The organism is Enterobacter sp. AG326 (assembly GCF_004362415.1).
Classification (GTDB): Bacteria; Pseudomonadota; Gammaproteobacteria; order Enterobacterales; family Enterobacteriaceae; genus Enterobacter; species Enterobacter asburiae.
In genome coordinates, this window is sequence record NZ_SNXG01000010.1 from 72,259 (window position 1) to 89,607 (window position 17,349).

At 58.1% G+C, this 17,349-nt stretch carries 12 protein-coding genes; 5 read left to right on the forward strand and 7 right to left on the reverse strand.

Features of this window, described 5'->3' with window-relative positions; genetic code table 11:
• Positions 1 to 63: 63 nt before the first annotated feature.
• Entirely contained in the window at positions 64 to 2,259 is a 2,196-nt protein-coding gene (gene priA, locus DFO52_RS21045) for a primosomal protein N' (protein ID WP_133551132.1), read from the reverse strand.
• Between the two features lie 200 nt (positions 2,260 to 2,459).
• Here priA and rpmE point away from each other — a divergent pair, with 200 nt between their 5' ends.
• On the forward strand, positions 2,460 to 2,672 hold the full coding sequence (rpmE, locus tag DFO52_RS21050) for a 50S ribosomal protein L31 (protein ID WP_003862040.1): 213 nt from the start codon (positions 2,460 to 2,462) through the stop codon (positions 2,670 to 2,672).
• 48 nt (positions 2,673 to 2,720) lie between these two features.
• Here rpmE and metJ read toward each other — a convergent pair whose 3' ends face one another.
• Positions 2,721 to 3,038, reverse strand: coding sequence for a met regulon transcriptional regulator MetJ (gene metJ, locus DFO52_RS21055; RefSeq protein ID WP_015966498.1), 318 nt, complete (start codon positions 3,036 to 3,038; stop codon positions 2,721 to 2,723).
• Positions 3,039 to 3,314: 276 nt separating this feature from the next.
• On the opposite strand from metJ, the gene metB reads away from it, so the two are divergent.
• The 4 genes from metB to katG all read left to right on the forward strand — a co-directional run bounded on the left by metB (position 3,315) and on the right by katG (position 10,352).
• Complete coding sequence (gene metB / locus DFO52_RS21065) at positions 3,315 to 4,475, forward strand: cystathionine gamma-synthase (protein WP_047646964.1); 1,161 nt, start codon at positions 3,315 to 3,317, stop codon at positions 4,473 to 4,475.
• 2 nt (positions 4,476 to 4,477) lie between these two features.
• Positions 4,478 to 6,910, forward strand: a complete 2,433-nt coding sequence (locus DFO52_RS21070) for a bifunctional aspartate kinase/homoserine dehydrogenase II (protein ID WP_029739191.1) — start codon at positions 4,478 to 4,480, stop codon at positions 6,908 to 6,910.
• A gap of 226 nt (positions 6,911 to 7,136) precedes the next feature.
• On the forward strand, positions 7,137 to 8,024 hold the full coding sequence (metF, locus tag DFO52_RS21075) for a methylenetetrahydrofolate reductase (RefSeq protein ID WP_023309676.1): 888 nt from the start codon (positions 7,137 to 7,139) through the stop codon (positions 8,022 to 8,024).
• Between the two features lie 147 nt (positions 8,025 to 8,171).
• Entirely contained in the window at positions 8,172 to 10,352 is a 2,181-nt protein-coding gene (gene katG, locus DFO52_RS21080; protein WP_133551133.1) for a catalase/peroxidase HPI, read from the forward strand.
• Positions 10,353 to 10,435: 83 nt separating this feature from the next.
• On the opposite strand, the gene DFO52_RS21085 is transcribed toward katG, so the two are convergent.
• The 5 genes from DFO52_RS21085 to argE form a co-directional block, all read right to left on the reverse strand.
• On the reverse strand, positions 10,436 to 11,539 hold the full coding sequence (locus DFO52_RS21085; protein WP_008501794.1) for a glycerol dehydrogenase: 1,104 nt from the start codon (positions 11,537 to 11,539) through the stop codon (positions 10,436 to 10,438).
• A gap of 12 nt (positions 11,540 to 11,551) precedes the next feature.
• A complete protein-coding gene (fsa, locus tag DFO52_RS21090) occupies positions 11,552 to 12,214 on the reverse strand; it encodes a fructose-6-phosphate aldolase (protein WP_133551134.1) in 663 nt (220 codons plus the stop codon).
• A 128-nt stretch (positions 12,215 to 12,342) separates the two neighbouring features.
• Positions 12,343 to 13,107 (reverse strand): AraC family transcriptional regulator, encoded by a 765-nt coding sequence (locus DFO52_RS21095; protein WP_133551135.1) that lies wholly within the window; start codon positions 13,105 to 13,107, stop codon positions 12,343 to 12,345.
• Between the two features lie 94 nt (positions 13,108 to 13,201).
• Positions 13,202 to 15,853, reverse strand: a complete 2,652-nt coding sequence (ppc, locus tag DFO52_RS21100; RefSeq protein WP_023309665.1) for a phosphoenolpyruvate carboxylase — start codon at positions 15,851 to 15,853, stop codon at positions 13,202 to 13,204.
• A gap of 271 nt (positions 15,854 to 16,124) precedes the next feature.
• Positions 16,125 to 17,276, reverse strand: a complete 1,152-nt coding sequence (gene argE / locus DFO52_RS21105) for an acetylornithine deacetylase (RefSeq protein ID WP_023309677.1) — start codon at positions 17,274 to 17,276, stop codon at positions 16,125 to 16,127.
• Positions 17,277 to 17,349 lie beyond the last annotated feature (73 nt).

A 17,349-nucleotide genomic window follows, 5' to 3' on the forward strand; every position in this document is an offset into this window, starting at 1 on the left:
AATGGAATCGGTTACAGAATTTTCATAAAAAGTGTGAGGAGCGTTAAATTTTTCGATCCGTCTTCAGCCTTCGATGGGATCGACATCCAGTACCCACTTCACTTTTCGCGCTTCCGGCAGCGTGTTGATGAGCGCCAGCGTGCCGCTGACGATGTGCTGAAGACGAACGCGCGAGGGGTGCTGGAGCAAAATTTGCCAGCGAAAACGTCCGCCGCGCTTTGGCGCGAGCGCCGGCACCGGGCCCAAAATCCACAGCTGATTATCCACTAGCGGGCTGGCCTGCAGGAGGTTTCTCAACTGCTGCAGGAAAAGCGGCGCCTGCTGGTTGTTATGGTCTTCCGCGCGGATGATGACGTGGCTGGTCCACGGCGGCAGCTGCATGGACTGGCGTTCGGCCAGCGCCTGCTCGGCAAAGGCGTCATAGCCTTTATGCAGGAGGGTTTGCAGCAGCGGGTGCTCAGGATGGTGCGTTTGCAGCACCACTTCGCCCTGTTTACCGGCGCGACCGGCACGCCCTGCTACCTGGGTATAAAGCTGGGCGAAGCGCTCGGCTGAGCGGAAATCTGCCGAGAACAGCGCACCATCCACGTCCAGCAGGGCGACCAGCGTCACGTCCGGGAAGTGGTGGCCTTTGGCCAGCATCTGGGTGCCAATCAGGATGCGCGCGCCGCCGCGATGCACTTCCGCCAGCTGCTGTTCCAGCGCGCCCTTTCGGCTGGTGGTGTCCCGGTCGATACGAGAGATAGGCACGTCCGGGAAGAAGGGGCCAAGCGCCTGTTCCAGCTGTTCCGTCCCCAGACCGACCGGCACGATATGCGTTGAGCCACACGACGGGCACTGGCGCGGCACCGGGCGCTGGCTGTCGCAGTGGTGGCAGCGCAAATGCCGCTGGGCCTGGTGGAAGGTATAGTAGTGGTCGCAGCGCGGGCACTCGGCAATCCAGCCGCAGTCGTGGCACAGCAGGGCGGGGGCAAATCCGCGTCGGTTAAGGAACAGAATGACCTGGTTCCCCGCCTGCAGGTGCTGGCGCATGCGGGTAATCAGAGCAGGCGCGAGCCCGGCCTGAACCTGCTGGCCTTTCAGATCCAGCACGTGCTGAATGGCCGGACGGGCATTCCCCGCGCGACGCGTCAGGCGCAGCATATGGTATTTACGCTGGCGCACGTTGTGCAGCGTTTCGAGCGCAGGCGTGGCGGAGCCGAGAATAATGGGAATTTGCTCGCTGTGCGCGCGATAGACCGCCAGATCGCGTGCGTGATAGCGCCAGCCTTCCTGCTGTTTATAGGAGCTGTCGTGCTCTTCGTCGATCACGATAACGCCAAGATTTTTAAACGGCGTAAACAGCGACGAGCGGGTGCCGATCACAATCGCCGCTTCGCCGTTTTTGGCTTTCAGCCAGGCGCTGAGGCGTTCGCTGTCGTTCAGGCCGGAGTGCAGCACCTCAACCGGCGCGTTAAAGCGCTCGCGGAATCGGGCGATGGTTTGCGGCGTCAGGCCAATTTCCGGCACCATCACCAGCGCCTGTTTGCCCTGCGCGAGCACGTTTTCCAGCACGCTCAGGTAGACTTCGGTCTTGCCGGAACCGGTGACCCCCGCCAGCAGCCAGGCAGAGAAATGATCGGAGACGCTATGAATCGCGCCCACGGCGGTGGCCTGCTCGGTATTCAAACGCAGGCGATCCCCTGAAACAGAGAAACTCTCCCGCCAGTCGTAAAGAGCGGGCGCTTCGCTTGCCAGTTCGCTCAGCCCTTTCTTTCTTAAGGCCTGTAGCGCCGTTTCGCTGACCTCAAGCTCGTCGACCTGATGTCGCCAGATTTTTCCCTGACGCAGCGCCGCCAGCGCCTGCTGCTGTTTTTGCGATCGCTTCAGGCTGTTGATATCCACCGCCTGGCCCTGCTCGGTGGCAAACCAGTACCACATCGGCGCATGGCTGGCGCTTTTGCCCTGGCGCAGCATGATCGGCAGGGCGTGGAACAGCACGTCGCCAATGGGGTGATGATAATAATCCGCCGCCCACAGCAGCAGTCGCCAGGTACTGGTGGAGTAAACCGGCTCGCTGTCCAGCACCTCTACGACCGACTTCAGTTCATTGAGCGGCAGTTCGCTTTGATCGCTGACGGAGACAACAATCCCCACGCGCTGCTGTTTGCCAAACGGCACGGTCACGCGACAGCCCGCTTTGGCGCTCATGCTGTTGGGCAGCAGGTAGTCAAAGGTGCGGGGAAGCGGAACGGGCAGGGCAACGTGAGCGACGGGCATCGAATCTTCCTGACTTGAAAAGTGGCGCGTTAGTATACACATTAGTAAAAGCGGCGTGCGGATCAGTTTGCATACGTTGGTCAAATTCTGTATGATTCGCCGCCTTTGGTGTACTTTACGCCAAAGAACTTACAATCAACATCGCGTGGTGTCTGGCGTTAGGGCTGGAAGAGCGACGCGGCCTTAACTGAGGTTCTCCCATGAAAAAAGATATTCACCCGAAATACGAAATGATTACTGCAAACTGTTCTTGCGGTAACTCTATCCAGATCCGCTCTACCGTGGGTCACGATCTGAACCTGGATGTGTGCGGCAAATGCCACCCGTTCTACACTGGTAAGCAGCGTGACGTTGCAACCGGTGGCCGTGTTGACCGCTTCAACAAGCGTTTCAGCATCCCGGGCGCTAAATAAGTTTCCCGAAAAAAAGGCACCGCAAGGTGCCTTTTTTGTATCCGCTTCTCAGTATTCCCACGTCTCCGGGTCAATACCCAGTTCACGCATGATCACCTTCGCCTCTTCCGGGATTTCATCACTACGCTCTTTGCGCAGATCTTCATCGTTCGGCAACGGTTGACCGGTAAACGCATGCAGAAACGCTTCGCACAGCAGTTCGCTGTTGGTCGCGTGGCGCAGGTTGTTCACCTGACGACGCGTACGTTCATCGGTGAGGATCTTCAACACCTTCAGAGGAATGGAAACCGTAATTTTCTTTACTTGCTCACTCTTCTTACCGTGCTCAGCGTATGGGCTGATATATTCGCCGCTCCATTCAGCCATGAGATACCTTTAATCCTCTCAGTCATTTATTTAAAGGTGCAAAACCTGTAACCACCCGTTTTGAACCGCAATCTTGTCTAGTTTACCGTAGAGACGATACCGTGGCACGGATATTGCCGCTGCAGCGTGCACTAAAGCATATAATTTTAACGGCTATTTGCGCATTGCTCAATCTATACGCAAAGAAGTTTAGATGTCCAGATGTATTGACGTCCATACTTTCAATGTTTACTCTGGTGCCTGACTTTTCACCTCATTCGCCAGGAAGCCCTCACCATGACGCGTAAACAGGCCACTATTGCAGTGCGTAGCGGATTAAATGATGACGAGCAGTACGGCTGCGTTGTCCCGCCGATTCATCTTTCCAGTACCTACAATTTCACCGGATTTAATGAACCCCGCGCGCATGATTATTCGCGTCGTGGCAACCCTACGCGTGACGTGACCCAGCGCGCGCTGGCCGAACTGGAAGGTGGCGCAGGTGCAGTATTAACCAATACGGGGATGTCCGCCATTCACCTGGTGACCACGGTGTTCCTGAAACCAGGTGACTTGCTGGTTGCGCCGCACGACTGCTACGGCGGCAGCTATCGTCTGTTTGACAGCCTGGCGAAACGCGGCTGCTATCGCGTGCTGTTTGTCGATCAAAACGACGAACAGGCGCTGAAACAGGCCCTGGCAGAGAAACCGAAGCTGGTTCTGGTGGAAAGTCCAAGCAATCCATTGTTGCGCGTTGTCGATATTGCGAAAATTTGTCAGCTCGCAAGGGATGCGGGAGCGATAAGTGTAGTGGATAATACGTTCCTCAGTCCGGCCCTTCAGAACCCACTCGCACTGGGTGCCGATCTGGTATTGCATTCATGCACTAAATATCTGAACGGCCATTCTGATGTGGTGGCGGGCGTGGTGATTGCCAAAGATCCCGACGTTGTCACCGAACTGGCATGGTGGGCCAATAATATTGGCGTCACCGCGGGGGCCTTCGACAGCTATCTGCTGTTGCGCGGCATCCGCACGCTGTCGCCGCGCATGGAGGTGGCGCAGCGCAATGCCCAGGCGATTGTCGATTTCCTGAAAACCCAGCCGCTGGTGAAAAAGCTTTATCACCCGTCGCTGCCGGAAAATCAGGGGCACGAGATTGCCGCGCGTCAGCAGAAAGGGTTTGGCGCGATGTTAAGTTTTGAACTGGACGGTGACGAGCAAACGCTGCGTCGCTTCCTGAGCGGGCTGTCATTGTTTACGCTGGCGGAATCCTTAGGTGGGGTTGAAAGCTTGATCTCCCACGCCGCAACCATGACGCACGCAGGTATGGCACCGGAAGCACGTGCCGCCGCCGGAATTTCTGAGACGCTGCTGCGTATCTCAACCGGCATTGAAGATTCTGAAGATTTAATTGCCGATCTGGAAAATGCCTTCCGGATCGCAGCCAAGGGGTAATCATGAGTGTGATAGCGCAGGCAGGGGCGAAGGGTCGTCAACTGCACAAGTTTGGTGGTAGTAGTCTTGCTGATGTGAAATGTTACCTGCGCGTTGCAGGCATCATGACGGAATATTCACAGCCGGGTGACATGATGGTTGTCTCGGCGGCGGGCAGCACCACCAACCAGTTGATTAGCTGGCTGAAACTGAGCCAGACCGATCGCCTTTCTGCGCATCAGGTGCAACAGTCCTTACGCCGCTACCAGAGCGAGCTGATTGCCGGCCTGCTGCCTGCGGACGTGGCGGACGGGCTGATCGGCGCCTTCACGCATGACCTTGAACGTCTGGCTGCCCTGCTGGACAGCGGGATTACCGACGCGGTGTATGCCGAAGTGGTGGGCCACGGTGAAGTGTGGTCCGCGCGCCTGATGGCCGCCGTGCTGCAACACCTGGGCGTAGAAGCGGCCTGGCTCGACGCGCGTGATTTTCTGCGCGCCGAACGCGCCGCGCAGCCGCAGGTGGATGAAGGGTTGTCCTACCCGCTGCTGCAACAGCTGCTGGTGCAGCACCCGGGCAAACGTATTGTCGTCACCGGCTTTATCAGCCGCAGCAACGCGGGCGAAACCGTGCTGCTGGGCCGTAACGGTTCTGACTACTCGGCAACGCAGATTGGTGCGCTGGCTGGCGTGTCCCGCGTCACCATCTGGAGCGACGTGGCCGGTGTGTACAGCGCGGACCCGCGTAAGGTGAAAGATGCCTGCCTGCTGCCGCTGCTGCGTCTCGACGAAGCCAGCGAGCTGGCGCGTCTGGCCGCGCCGGTGCTGCACGCGCGCACGCTGCAGCCGGTTTCCGGCAGCGATATCGACCTCCAGCTGCGCTGCAGTTACACCCCGGATCAAGGCTCCACGCGCATTGAGCGCGTGCTGGCGTCCGGTACCGGGGCGCGTATTGTCACCAGCCACGACGACATCTGCCTGATTGAGTTCCAGGTGCCTGCGGGCCAGGACTTCAAGCTGGCGCATAAAGATATCGACACGATCCTGAAACGCGCCCAGGTGCGTCCGCTGGCCGTTGGCGTGCATAACGATCGTCAGCTGCTGCAGTTCTGCTACACCGCTGAAGTGGCGGACAGCGCGCTGAAAATTCTGGATGAAGCGGGCCTGCCGGGCGAGCTTCGCCTGCGTCAGGGGCTGGCGCTGGTGGCGATGGTGGGCGCGGGCGTCACCCGTAACCCGCTGCACTGCCACCGCTTCTGGCAGCAGCTGAAAGGCCAGCCGGTGGAGTTCACCTGGCAGTCGGAAGAGGGCATCAGCCTGGTCGCCGTCCTGCGCAAAGGCCCAACCGAGAGCCTGATTCAGGGTCTGCACACCTCCCTGTTCCGCGCGGAAAAGCGCATCGGTCTGGTGCTGTTTGGTAAAGGCAACATTGGTTCCCGCTGGCTGGAACTGTTTGCCCGCGAACAGGTGACGCTCTCGGCGCGTACCGGGTTTGAATTTATTCTTGCGGGCGTGGTGGACAGCCGCCGCAGCCTGCTGAACTACGAAGGGCTGGACGCCAGCCGCGCGCTTGCCTTCTTTAATGATGAAGCCGTAGAGCAGGATGAAGAGTCGCTGTTCCTGTGGATGCGTGCGCACCCGTATGACGATCTGGTGGTACTGGACGTCACCGCCAGCGAACAGCTTGCCGATCAGTATCTGGATTTCGCCAGCCACGGTTTCCACGTTATTAGTGCGAACAAGCTGGCGGGGGCGAGCAGTACCGATAAATACCGCCAGATCCACGACGCGTTTGAAAAAACAGGGCGCCACTGGCTTTATAACGCCACCGTTGGGGCTGGCCTGCCGGTCAACCACACCGTGCGTGACCTGATTGAAAGCGGCGACAGCATTCTGGCGCTGAGCGGTATCTTCTCCGGCACGCTCTCCTGGCTTTTCCTGCAGTTTGACGGCACCGTACCGTTCACCGACCTGGTGGATCAGGCGTGGCAGCAGGGCTTAACCGAGCCCGATCCGCGCGTTGACCTTTCCGGCAAAGACGTAATGCGTAAGCTGGTGATCCTGGCGCGAGAAGCCGGTTACGACATCGAACCGGATGCCGTACGCGTCGAATCGCTGGTGCCTGCCGGCTGTGAAGAAGGTTCTGTGGATCATTTCTTTGAAAACGGTGAAGAGCTTAACGAGCAGATGGTACAGCGACTGGAAGCGGCGAACGAGATGGGGCTGGTGCTGCGCTACGTGGCGCGTTTTGAGGCCAACGGAAAAGCGCGAGTCGGCGTCGAGGCGGTGCGTCCTGAACATCCGCTGGCGGCGCTGCTGCCGTGCGATAACGTCTTCGCCATCGAAAGCCGCTGGTATCGCGATAACCCGCTGGTGATCCGCGGTCCTGGTGCGGGGCGCGATGTCACCGCTGGAGCCATTCAGTCCGACATCAACCGTCTGGCTAAGCTGCTGTAAAACCTGAATTTCCCTCTCCCTGTGGGAGAGGGTTAGGGTGAGGGCATCAGACCGCACTCACCCTCATCCTGAATTTCCCTCATATTCCCTGAGCAAACCTCACCGTTATTGTTGATTATTTATGTTGACGTCACTCCGCTTTTCCGTCATTTTTACATCTGGACGTCTAAACGTATAGAAGTTCACAACACAACAAATAACGACATGCGATTGATAGAGGTAAGGTATGAGCTTTTTTCACGCCAACCAGCGGGAAGCACTGAATCAGAGCCTGGCCGAAGTAAACGGCCAGATTAACGTCTCTTTTGAATTTTTCCCGCCGCGCACCAGTGAAATGGAGCAAACCCTGTGGAGCTCTATCGATCGTCTTAGCAGCCTGAAGCCGAAGTTCGTCTCCGTGACTTACGGCGCTAACTCCGGCGAGCGTGACCGTACGCACAGCATCATTAAAGGCATCAAAGATCGTACTGGTCTGGAAGCGGCGCCGCACCTCACCTGCATCGACGCGACCCGCGACGAGCTGCGGGCCATCGCCCAGGATTACTGGAATAACGGCATTCGTCATATCGTCGCTCTGCGCGGTGACCTGCCGCCGGGCAGCGGTAAGCCGGACATGTATGCCGCCGATCTGGTCGCGCTGCTGAAAGACGTGGCCGACTTTGATATCTCCGTTGCCGCTTATCCTGAGGTGCATCCGGAAGCGAAAAGCGCCCAGGCCGATCTGCTTAACCTGAAGCGTAAAGTGGACGCCGGTGCGAACCGCGCCATTACCCAGTTCTTCTTTGATGTGGAAAGCTACCTGCGTTTCCGTGACCGCTGCGTCTCCGCGGGCATCGACGTTGAAATTATCCCGGGTATTCTGCCGGTCTCTAACTTCAAACAGGCGAAGAAGTTTGCCGATATGACCAATGTCCGCATTCCGCTGTGGATGTCCAAAATGTACGAAGGGCTGGACGACGACCCGGAAACCCGCAAGCTGGTGGGGGCCAATATCGCGATGGACATGGTGAAAATTTTAAGCCGTGAAGGGGTGAAAGATTTCCACTTCTATACGCTGAACCGCGCGGAGATGAGCTACGCCATTTGCCATACGCTGGGTGTTCGTCCGGCGTAATAAGCCCAAAGCCCTCGTATTACGAGGGCTTTTTTGTCACGCGAATAGTTAAAAGGTATTAGCTATCGAATCTGTGGATTAATTCAACTATAACTTATTGCTAGTGGTGTATATCGTAACGGTAACACTGTAAAAGGGAGCATAGCGATGAGCACGTCAGACGAGACCAATAAAGCGGCATCGGTCGGCAAATGCCCGTTCCACCAGGGCGGCGTCGATCACAGCGCGGGGGCAGGTACAGGCAGCCGCGACTGGTGGCCAAAACAACTCCGCATCGATCTTCTTAACCAACATTCCAATCGTTCGAACCCGCTGGGTGAAGACTTCGACTACCGCAAAGAATTCAGCAAACTTGATTACTCCGCCCTTAAAGGCGACCTCAAAGCCCTTTTAACCGACTCTCAACCGTGGTGGCCTGCCGACTGGGGCAGCTATGCGGGCCTGTTTATCCGTATGGCCTGGCACGGCGCGGGTACCTATCGCTCCGTGGACGGACGCGGCGGTGCCGGACGTGGTCAACAGCGCTTTGCGCCGCTGAACTCCTGGCCGGATAACGTGAGCCTGGATAAGGCGCGCCGTCTGCTGTGGCCAATTAAGCAAAAGTACGGACAAAAAATTTCCTGGGCCGACCTGTTTATCCTCGCGGGTAACGTGGCGCTGGAGAACTCCGGCTTCCGTACCTTTGGTTTCGGTGCCGGGCGTGAAGACGTCTGGGAGCCGGATCTGGACGTGAACTGGGGTGATGAAAAAGCCTGGCTGACCCACCGTGACCCGGAAGCGCTGGCCAAGCGTCCTCTGGCCGCCACCGAAATGGGCCTGATCTACGTTAACCCGGAAGGGCCAAACGCCAGCGGCGAACCCCTGTCTGCTGCGGCGGCCATTCGCGCGACCTTCGGCAACATGGGGATGAACGACGAAGAGACCGTTGCGCTGATCGCAGGCGGCCACACTCTCGGCAAAACCCACGGCGCGGGTGAAGCCACGCACGTGGGCACCGACCCGGAAGCCTCGCCGATTGAAGCGCAGGGCCTGGGCTGGGCCAGCACGCACGGCACGGGGATTGGCGCAGATGCCATTACCTCCGGTCTGGAAGTTATCTGGTCACAAACCCCGACCCAGTGGAGCAATTACTTCTTCGAGAACCTGTTCAAATACGAATGGGTGCAGACCCGCAGCCCGGCGGGGGCGATTCAGTTTGAAGCCGTGGATGCGCCGGAAATCATGCCCGATCCGTTCGACCCGTCGAAAAAACGCAAACCTACTATGCTGGTCACCGACCTGACGCTGCGTTTTGACCCGGAATTCGAGAAAATTTCCCGCCGCTTCCTGAACGATCCGCAGGCCTTCAACGAAGCCTTCGCGCGCGCGTGGTACAAGCTGACCCACCGCGATATGGGGCCAAAATCGCGTTACCTTGGCCCGGAAGTGCCGAAAGAAGATCTGATCTGGCAGGACCCGCTGCCGCAGGCGGTGTTCAATCCGTCGAAAGAAGACATTGAAAGCCTGAAGGCGGAAATCGCTGCATCTGGCCTCTCCGTGAGCGAACTGATTTCCGTTGCCTGGGCGTCAGCGTCAACCTTCCGCGGCGGCGACAAGCGTGGCGGCGCCAACGGCGCGCGTCTGGCGCTGGCCCCTCAGCGCGACTGGGATGTGAACGCCGCAGCGGTTCGCGCGTTGCCGGCTCTGGAAGCTATCCAGCGCACCACCAACAAAGCCTCTCTGGCCGATATCATCGTGCTGGCGGGCGTGGTGGGCGTTGAGCAGGCGGCGAAAGCGGCAGGCGTTTACGTCAACGTTCCGTTCACGCCGGGCCGCGTGGATGCGCGTCAGGATCAGACGGATATCGAGATGTTTAACCTGCTCGAACCGATTGCCGACGGCTTCCGCAACTATCGTGCGCAGGTGGATGTGTCCACCACTGAGTCACTGCTGATTGATAAAGCCCAGCAGCTGACGCTGACCGCGCCTGAGCTGACGGTGCTGATCGGTGGCCTGCGCGTGCTGGGCGCAAACTTTGATGGCAGCAAGAATGGCGTGTTCACCGACCGCGAGGGCGTGCTGAGCAACGATTTCTTCGTGAACCTGCTGGACATGAACACCCAGTGGAAGGCGACCGACGAATCTAATGAACTGTTTGCCGGAAGCGATCGCGCCAGCGGTGAAGTGAAATACACCGCCACCCGCGCCGATCTGGTCTTCGGTTCTAACGCCGTCCTGCGCGCGCTGGCAGAGGTTTATGCCAGTGATGATGCGCATGAGAAGTTTGTTCGCGACTTCGTTGCCGCATGGGCGAAGGTGATGGATCTGGACCGGTTTGACCTGCAGTAACCGTTGTGCCGGGTGGCGCTGACGCTTACCCGGCTTACGGACAAAAAAATCCCCGCTGATGCGGGGATTTTTATTCACGCTATTTACTCCCACTCCTGCAGGAACCGCTGCCCATACTGGTCGGCCACCAGCAGTGCCGCATACACCTGATCCGGCGTTACGCCGCCGGGCATGTTGTGGATAGTTTCCCCTTCGGCACAGGAGGCTTCCGCGATCAGGCGCATTTTGGCCGGAATATCCTCTTTGATGTTCAGCTGCGCCAGCGTGATCGGCAACCCAACGCTGTGACAAAGCGCCGCGACGGTCTCTATTTCTTCTACCGGCGCGTTTTCCAGCACCAGCTGCGTCAGCGTGCCAAACGCCACTTTTTCACCGTGATAGAAGTGGTGCGCGTCCGGTACCGCCGTCATTCCGTTATGAATAGCGTGTGCTGCCGCCAGCCCGCCGCTTTCAAAGCCTACGCCGCTGAGATAGGTGTTGGCTTCGATAATGCGTTCCAGCGCCGGTGTAACCACATGCTGTTCCGCGGCCAGCATGGCTTTTTCACCCTCTTCAACCAGCGTGTTGTAGCACAGCTCGGCCAGCGCGAGTGCTGCCTGCGTACATTTGCCGCCCGCCATGGTGGTCGCGCCGCTGCGCGAGCAGGCGCGTGCTTCAAACCACGTCGCCAGCGCATCGCCAATCCCGGCGGCCAGCAGGCGCGCAGGTGCACCCGCCACCACTTTGGTATCGACGATAACCATGTTCGGGTTGTGCGGCAGCATCAGGTAGCGATCGAACTCACCGCTGTCGGTGTAAATGACGGAAAGGGCGCTGCACGGCGCATCGGTGGAGGCAATTGTCGGGGCAATAGCGACCGGCACATCCATAAAATGGGCCAGCGCTTTGGCGGTATCGAGCGTTTTACCGCCGCCGATACCCAACACCGCCAGACAGTCGGCGCTGTCGGCCAGTTTTTTCAGTCGGTCGATTTCATTTTGTGAACATTCGCCACCAAACGGCGCGATTTCGGCATGCAGTTCGGCTTTTTTAAAACTCTGACGCAGGGTCTCTTCGGCAAAACCCAGCACAAATTTATCGCCGACAACCAGCCAGCGATTGGCCAGGGGTTTCAGATAGTCGCCGAGACGGGTAAGCACATCAGCGCCCTGGATATATTTTCCCGGCGATTGAATGATACGGTCCATAACAGTTCTCCCTTAGAGGTTGAGGTTACCAAACGCGTTTTTCCAGTCCTGCTCGAACTTCTCTATGGCTGACTCTACCGCTGGCGTGCCGAGCATTTGTTGCGCTACGTCTAAGGGAAGCGTGATTGCCTCGCATCCCGCCAGCAGGCAGTCCAGCGCCTGACGCGGCGTTTTGAAGCTGGCGGCCAGCACGCTGCTTTCCGGCGCGTGCATTTCCAGCAGGGATTGCAGCTCCTGGACCATACGAATGCCGTCACCGCCCTGAGCGTCAACGCGGTTTACATACGGCGCGACATATTTCGCGCCTGCCAGCGCGGCGAGCAGGCCCTGTGCCGCGCCGTAAACGGCGGTTCCCAGTGTGGTTACCCCCTCTTTTTTCAATGACTTAATCGCAATGAGCCCCTGAGCCGTCACCGGGATTTTCACCACGACGTCAGGGACAGCGTTACTCAGGCGTTTGGCCTCCGCCACCATGCCTTCGGCATCGCGGCTCATGGTTTGAGCAAACAGCGTGCCTTCCGGTCCGATGGCTTTTTGCAGACGCGGCAGCACGTTCCAGATGGATTCACGGCTGGCGGCAACGATGCTCGGGTTGGTGGTGACGCCCGCAATGGTGAAAACGCGCGCCAGGCGTTCAACTTCCGCCACGTTGGCGGTATCCAGGTACAGTTCCATTATTTTTCCTTAAGTCAGAAAGGTTGAATAAAGGATAAGGCGCGGGCAGGCAGAGCGGATACAGGCCAATTTTGCCAAATACTGGACAAATGTAATGTCCTTAGCGAAGTGCGAGAGCGATCACAATGCTATTTTTTGGCGATCAGTTCGCTGTGATACTGGCGACGATATTCGGAAGGGGAACGCTCGGTGTGCTTGCGAAAGAGACGGCAGAAGTAATTGCTGTCTGTAAACCCGCAGCTTGCGGCGATATCTTTGATTTTAAGATCGTAGCCTTTCAGCAGCTGGCGCGCGTGTTCGAGTCGCGTTTGGGTCAGGTATTCGTTGAACCCCACGTTGCCAATCTTCTGAAAGAGGTGGGAAAGGTAGTTCGGCGAGACGTAGAACGCCTGCGCGACGGATTCACGGGTTAACGCCGAAGCATGATGTTCTTCAATGAAGCGGCGAATGGCCTCAAACAGGGCGCGGCTGGGGCTGGCGGTGTGGATATCGCTGCCAAGCAGATCCCGGCAGTGGCTGAGCAGGCTTAATACCACCAGTATCGCGGTCTCTTGCTCATCCGGCTGCATCTGTAATTCGGTTAGCGTCTGCAGAAGAAAAGCACCCGTTCGCGGACCGCGGCGGGCAACCTGGAGCTGCTGCACAAGCGTATTGTCATGCTGTAACTCGATAGTCAGCAGCTGCTTACCGAAATGTATGCTCAGGGCGTCAGGCGATGGCTGCGTTAAGTGTCCAAAGGATGAAAATATCGCCTCACAGGGGGTATCAAGGGTAATGACGAGGCAGGGAGATGTTCGGGTGTATTGTTCAGACAGCGCTGAGAAATGAATCTGACCCAGCGGTAGCGTGCGGTTCACCAGGTCTGCCAAAATTTGGGTGATATCGAAATGCATGAGAAGACTACCGAAATGTGCCGGGTGGCGCTAACGCTTACCCGGCCTATCAATCATAGGTCCGGGCAAGCGCGGCGCCGCCAGGCATAGCGTATTAGCCGGTGTTACGCATACCCGCAGCAACACCCGCAATCGTCACCATCAGCGCCTGCTCAACGCGCGGATCCGGCTCTTTACCTTCTTCTTCCGCCAGACGCGAACGGTGCAGCAGCTCTGCCTGCAGGACGTTCAGCGGGTCGGTGTAGATGTTACGCAGCTGAATAGACTCGGCAATCCACGGCAGGTCCGCCATCAGATGTGAGTCGTTGGCGATGTCCAGCACCACTTTGATGTCGCCTTCAAGCAGTTCGCGTAGCTCTTTACCCAGCGCCCACAGCTCTGGTTTCACCAGACGCTGGTCGTAGTATTCCGCCAGCCACAGGTCGGCTTTCGAGAAGACCATCTCCAGCATGCCCAGACGGGTAGAGAAGAACGGCCAGTCGCGGCACATGGTTTCCAGTTCGTTCTGTTTACCGTCTTCCACCACTTTTTGCAGCGCGGCACCGGCACCCAGCCAGGCGGGCAGCATCAAACGGTTCTGCGTCCAGGCGAAGATCCACGGGATCGCGCGCAGAGACTCTACGCCACCGGTCGGGCGACGCTTCGCAGGACGTGAGCCCAGCGGCAGTTTACCCAGCTCCTGCTCAGGCGTGGCCGAGCGGAAGTAAGGAACGAAATCTTTGTTTTCACGCACGTAGCCGCGGTACAGATCGCAGGAGATATCAGACAGCTCGTCCATGATATGGCACCAGGATGCTTTCGGCTCCGGCGGCGGCAGCAGGTTTGCTTCCAGGATAGCGCTGGTGTAGAGCGACAGGCTGCTGATGGTCACTTCCGGCAGACCGTACTTGAAGCGGATCATCTCGCCCTGCTCTGTGACGCGCAGGCCGCCTTTCAGGCTTCCCGGCGGCTGCGACAGCAGCGCTGCGTGTGCAGGCGCGCCGCCACGGCCAATCGAGCCACCGCGTCCGTGGAACAGGGTCAGTTCAATACCGGCTTTCTCGCAGGTTTTGATCAGTGCGTCCTGCGCCTGATACTGCGCCCAGGATGCCGCCATCACGCCCGCGTCTTTCGCGGAGTCAGAATAGCCAATCATCACCATCTGTTTGCCCTGAATAAAGCCGCGGTACCAGTCGATATTCAGCAGCTGGGTCATGACGTCGTTGGCGTTGTTCAGGTCGTCGAGGGTCTCAAACAGCGGGGCGACCGGCAGAGCGTAGTCGATTCCCGCTTCTTTCAGCAGAAGGTGAACGCCCAGCACGTCGGACGGGGTCTTCGCCATGGAGATCACATAGGCGGCCACCGATCCTTTCGGCGCGTCCACGATCGCTTTACAGGTGTTGAGCACTTCGCGGGTTTCGTTGCTTGGCTCCCAGTTACGCGGCAGCAGAGGGCGCTTCGAGTTCAGCTCGCGGATCAGGAAGGCCTGTTTGTCGGCTTCGGACCAGCTTTCATAGTCGCCGATGCCGAGATAGCGGGTCAGCTCGCCCAGGGCTTCGGTATGACGGGTACTTTCCTGACGTACGTCGATACGCACCAGCGGCACGCCGAAACACTTCACGCGGCGCAGGGTGTCGAGCAGTTCGCCGTTAGCGATGATGCCCATCCCGCAGGCCTGCAGTGATTTATAACAGGCGTAGAGCGGCTCCCAGAGCTGTTCGTTCTGGCTGAGCAGACCTTCTGGTTTTGGCAGGCGCTGACCTTTCAGACGCGCTTCCAGCCAGGCCTGAGTGGCCATCAGCTGACCACGCAGTTTTTTCATCAGGAAACGGTACGGTTCGCTGGCACCTTCTTCCCCGGCCAGCGCGCGCAGTTCAGGCGTTGCCTCAACCATCGACAGCTCGGAGATCAGCACCTGAATGTCTTTCAGGAACAGGTCGGTCGCTTTCCAGCGGCTCAGCAGCAGGACGTGACGGGTGATTTCTGCGGTCACGTTCGGGTTGCCGTCGCGGTCGCCGCCCATCCAGGAGGTGAAGCGCACCGGAACAAAGTCGACCGGCAGGCGGTAGCCGAGGTTCTCTTCCAGCTGTTCGTTCAGCTCGCGCAGGTAGTTAGGTACCCCTTCCCACAGGCTGTTTTCCACCACCGCAAAGCCCCATTTGGCTTCGTCGACCGGGCTTGGACGATGCTTACGAATTTCATCGGTGTGCCAGGACTGGGCAATTAGCTGGCGCAGACGGCGCATCAGCTGGTTGCGTTCGTAGTCGGCAATGTCTTTGTTATCCAACTGCTTCAGACAGTTGTTCACTTCCACCATTTTGTGGATCAGGGTACGACGGGTAATTTCAGTGGGGTGTGCGGTCAGCACCAGCTCCAGCGAAAGCGACTCCACCGCTTTTTTGATGGTGGCTTCGTTGAGGTCTGGCTGGTCTTTCAGTTTACGCAGGGTGCGGGCAATGACTTCCGGGTTGCTTGCCGCTTCGCCGTTTGGCGAAATGCTGTGGTATTGCTCAGCGGTGTTAGCCAGGTTCAGGAACTGGCTGAATGCGCGTGCAACGGGTAGCAGCTCATCGTTTGAGAGGTTCTGCAAGGTGGTGAGCAGCTCCTGACGACTGGCCTCGTTACCGGCACGGGAAGATTTAGACAGCTTGCGGATGGTTTCAACGCGGTCGAGGATGTTCTCCCCCAACGCGTCTTTGATGGTATCTCCAAGCACTTTGCCGAGCATACTGACATTACTACGCAACGCGGAATATTGTTCGTTCATAAAAACCCAGTCACCCCATCATTTTTGTTTATGTCCAGGCGAAAATTTTCTGGACATTATTTTGTCATCTCCCTTTATAAAGCCACGTAAAACCCCCGTCGTCAATTGCTGCGAAAACGGTTCAGCAAACGAATAAATGCGGGCAATTTACGAAATTTAATTCGCATTGCTTCAGATAAGAGATGCTTATGGGAATGTGACGGAGATCATGTGGTTTGTTGCCCTCACCCTAACCCTCTCCCACAGGGAGAGGGGACTCTTCGGTGCGGTTTTAATGCCAGCAGAAGTGATGCACAACCTGAGTAATCAGTTCGCGGGTTGGCTTGATGAAGCGGGTTTCCAGATATTCATCCGGCTGGTGCGCCTGGTTGATGGAGCCGGGGCCCAGGACCAGCGTAGGGCAAAGCGTCTGAATAAACGGCGCTTCGGTGCAGTAGTTCACCACGTCGGTTTTCTCACCGAGCAGCTTTTCCACCACCTCAACCAGCTGATGGTCCGGCGGGCATTCGTAACCCGGGATCGGCGGATGCAGTTCGGAGACCGTCAGGCGGCCCGGCCAGCGCTCGCTTACCGGAGCCAGCGCCTCATTCAGCAGGCCGTCGAGATCGCTGAGGGTCATGCCCGGCAGCGGGCGGATGTCCATATGCAGTTCGCAGCAGGCGCAGATGCGGTTCGAGGCATCGCCGCCGTGCAGGCTACCGAGGTTCAGGGTCGGATACGGCACGGTGAACGCGTCGTAGTGGTAGCGCTCTTTCAGATCGTCGCGCAGGGTCATGATGCGCCCGATGGCATCATGCATCAGCTCAATGGCGTTCACGCCGCGCGCCGGATCGCTGGAGTGGCCGGACTGGCCCAGCACGCGTACGGCGGTAGAAATATGGCCTTTGTGTGCGCGGATCGGCTGCAGAGACGTCGGCTCGCCGATGATCGCGCAATCCGGACGAATCGACGTGTTTTCAGAGAAGTAGCGCGCCCCCGCCATGCTGGTTTCTTCATCGGCGGTCGCCAGAATGTAGAGCGGTTTTTTCAGTTTCGTCACGTCCACGTCACGCAGCGCGTCGAGGATAAAGGCGAAGAAGCCTTTCATGTCGGCGGTGCCCAGGCCATAGAGCTTGTTGTCGTGCTCGGTCAGGGTGAACGGATCGCGCGTCCAGCGGCCGTCGTCAAACGGCACCGTATCGGTATGACCGGCCAGCAGCAGGCCGCCCGCACCGGTTCCGGTGCTGGCGAGCAGGTTAAATTTGTGGCGGGTTCCGGGGACGGGTTGAACCTCAACGTTAAACCCAAGATCGCTAAACCAACCCGCCAGCAGATTGATTAAAGACTCATTGCTCTGATCCAGCGCTTCTTCCGTTGCGCTGATGGACGGTGTGGCAATCAGGGCGCGGTAGATCTCGATAAATGGCGGTAAGTTCATTTTCATTGTTGACACACCTTAGGTCGTGATAGTATCAATATTCATGCAATAAATGTGAATAAAAATACATTAACGTTGA

Bases quoted from the DNA above. Each gene is read 5' to 3' on its own strand.
- priA (WP_133551132.1), bottom strand. From the start codon at position 2,259: ATGCCCGTCGCTCACGTTGCCCTGCCCGTTCCGCTTCCCCGCACCTTT.
- rpmE (WP_003862040.1), top strand. From the start codon at position 2,460: ATGAAAAAAGATATTCACCCGAAATACGAAATGATTACTGCAAACTGT.
- metJ (WP_015966498.1), bottom strand. From the start codon at position 3,038: ATGGCTGAATGGAGCGGCGAATATATCAGCCCATACGCTGAGCACGGT.
- metB (WP_047646964.1), top strand. From the start codon at position 3,315: ATGACGCGTAAACAGGCCACTATTGCAGTGCGTAGCGGATTAAATGAT.
- DFO52_RS21070 (WP_029739191.1), top strand. From the start codon at position 4,478: ATGAGTGTGATAGCGCAGGCAGGGGCGAAGGGTCGTCAACTGCACAAG.
- metF (WP_023309676.1), top strand. From the start codon at position 7,137: ATGAGCTTTTTTCACGCCAACCAGCGGGAAGCACTGAATCAGAGCCTG.
- katG (WP_133551133.1), top strand. From the start codon at position 8,172: ATGAGCACGTCAGACGAGACCAATAAAGCGGCATCGGTCGGCAAATGC.
- DFO52_RS21085 (WP_008501794.1), bottom strand. From the start codon at position 11,539: ATGGACCGTATCATTCAATCGCCGGGAAAATATATCCAGGGCGCTGAT.
- fsa (WP_133551134.1), bottom strand. From the start codon at position 12,214: ATGGAACTGTACCTGGATACCGCCAACGTGGCGGAAGTTGAACGCCTG.
- DFO52_RS21095 (WP_133551135.1), bottom strand. From the start codon at position 13,107: ATGCATTTCGATATCACCCAAATTTTGGCAGACCTGGTGAACCGCACG.
- ppc (WP_023309665.1), bottom strand. From the start codon at position 15,853: ATGAACGAACAATATTCCGCGTTGCGTAGTAATGTCAGTATGCTCGGC.
- argE (WP_023309677.1), bottom strand. From the start codon at position 17,276: ATGAAAATGAACTTACCGCCATTTATCGAGATCTACCGCGCCCTGATT.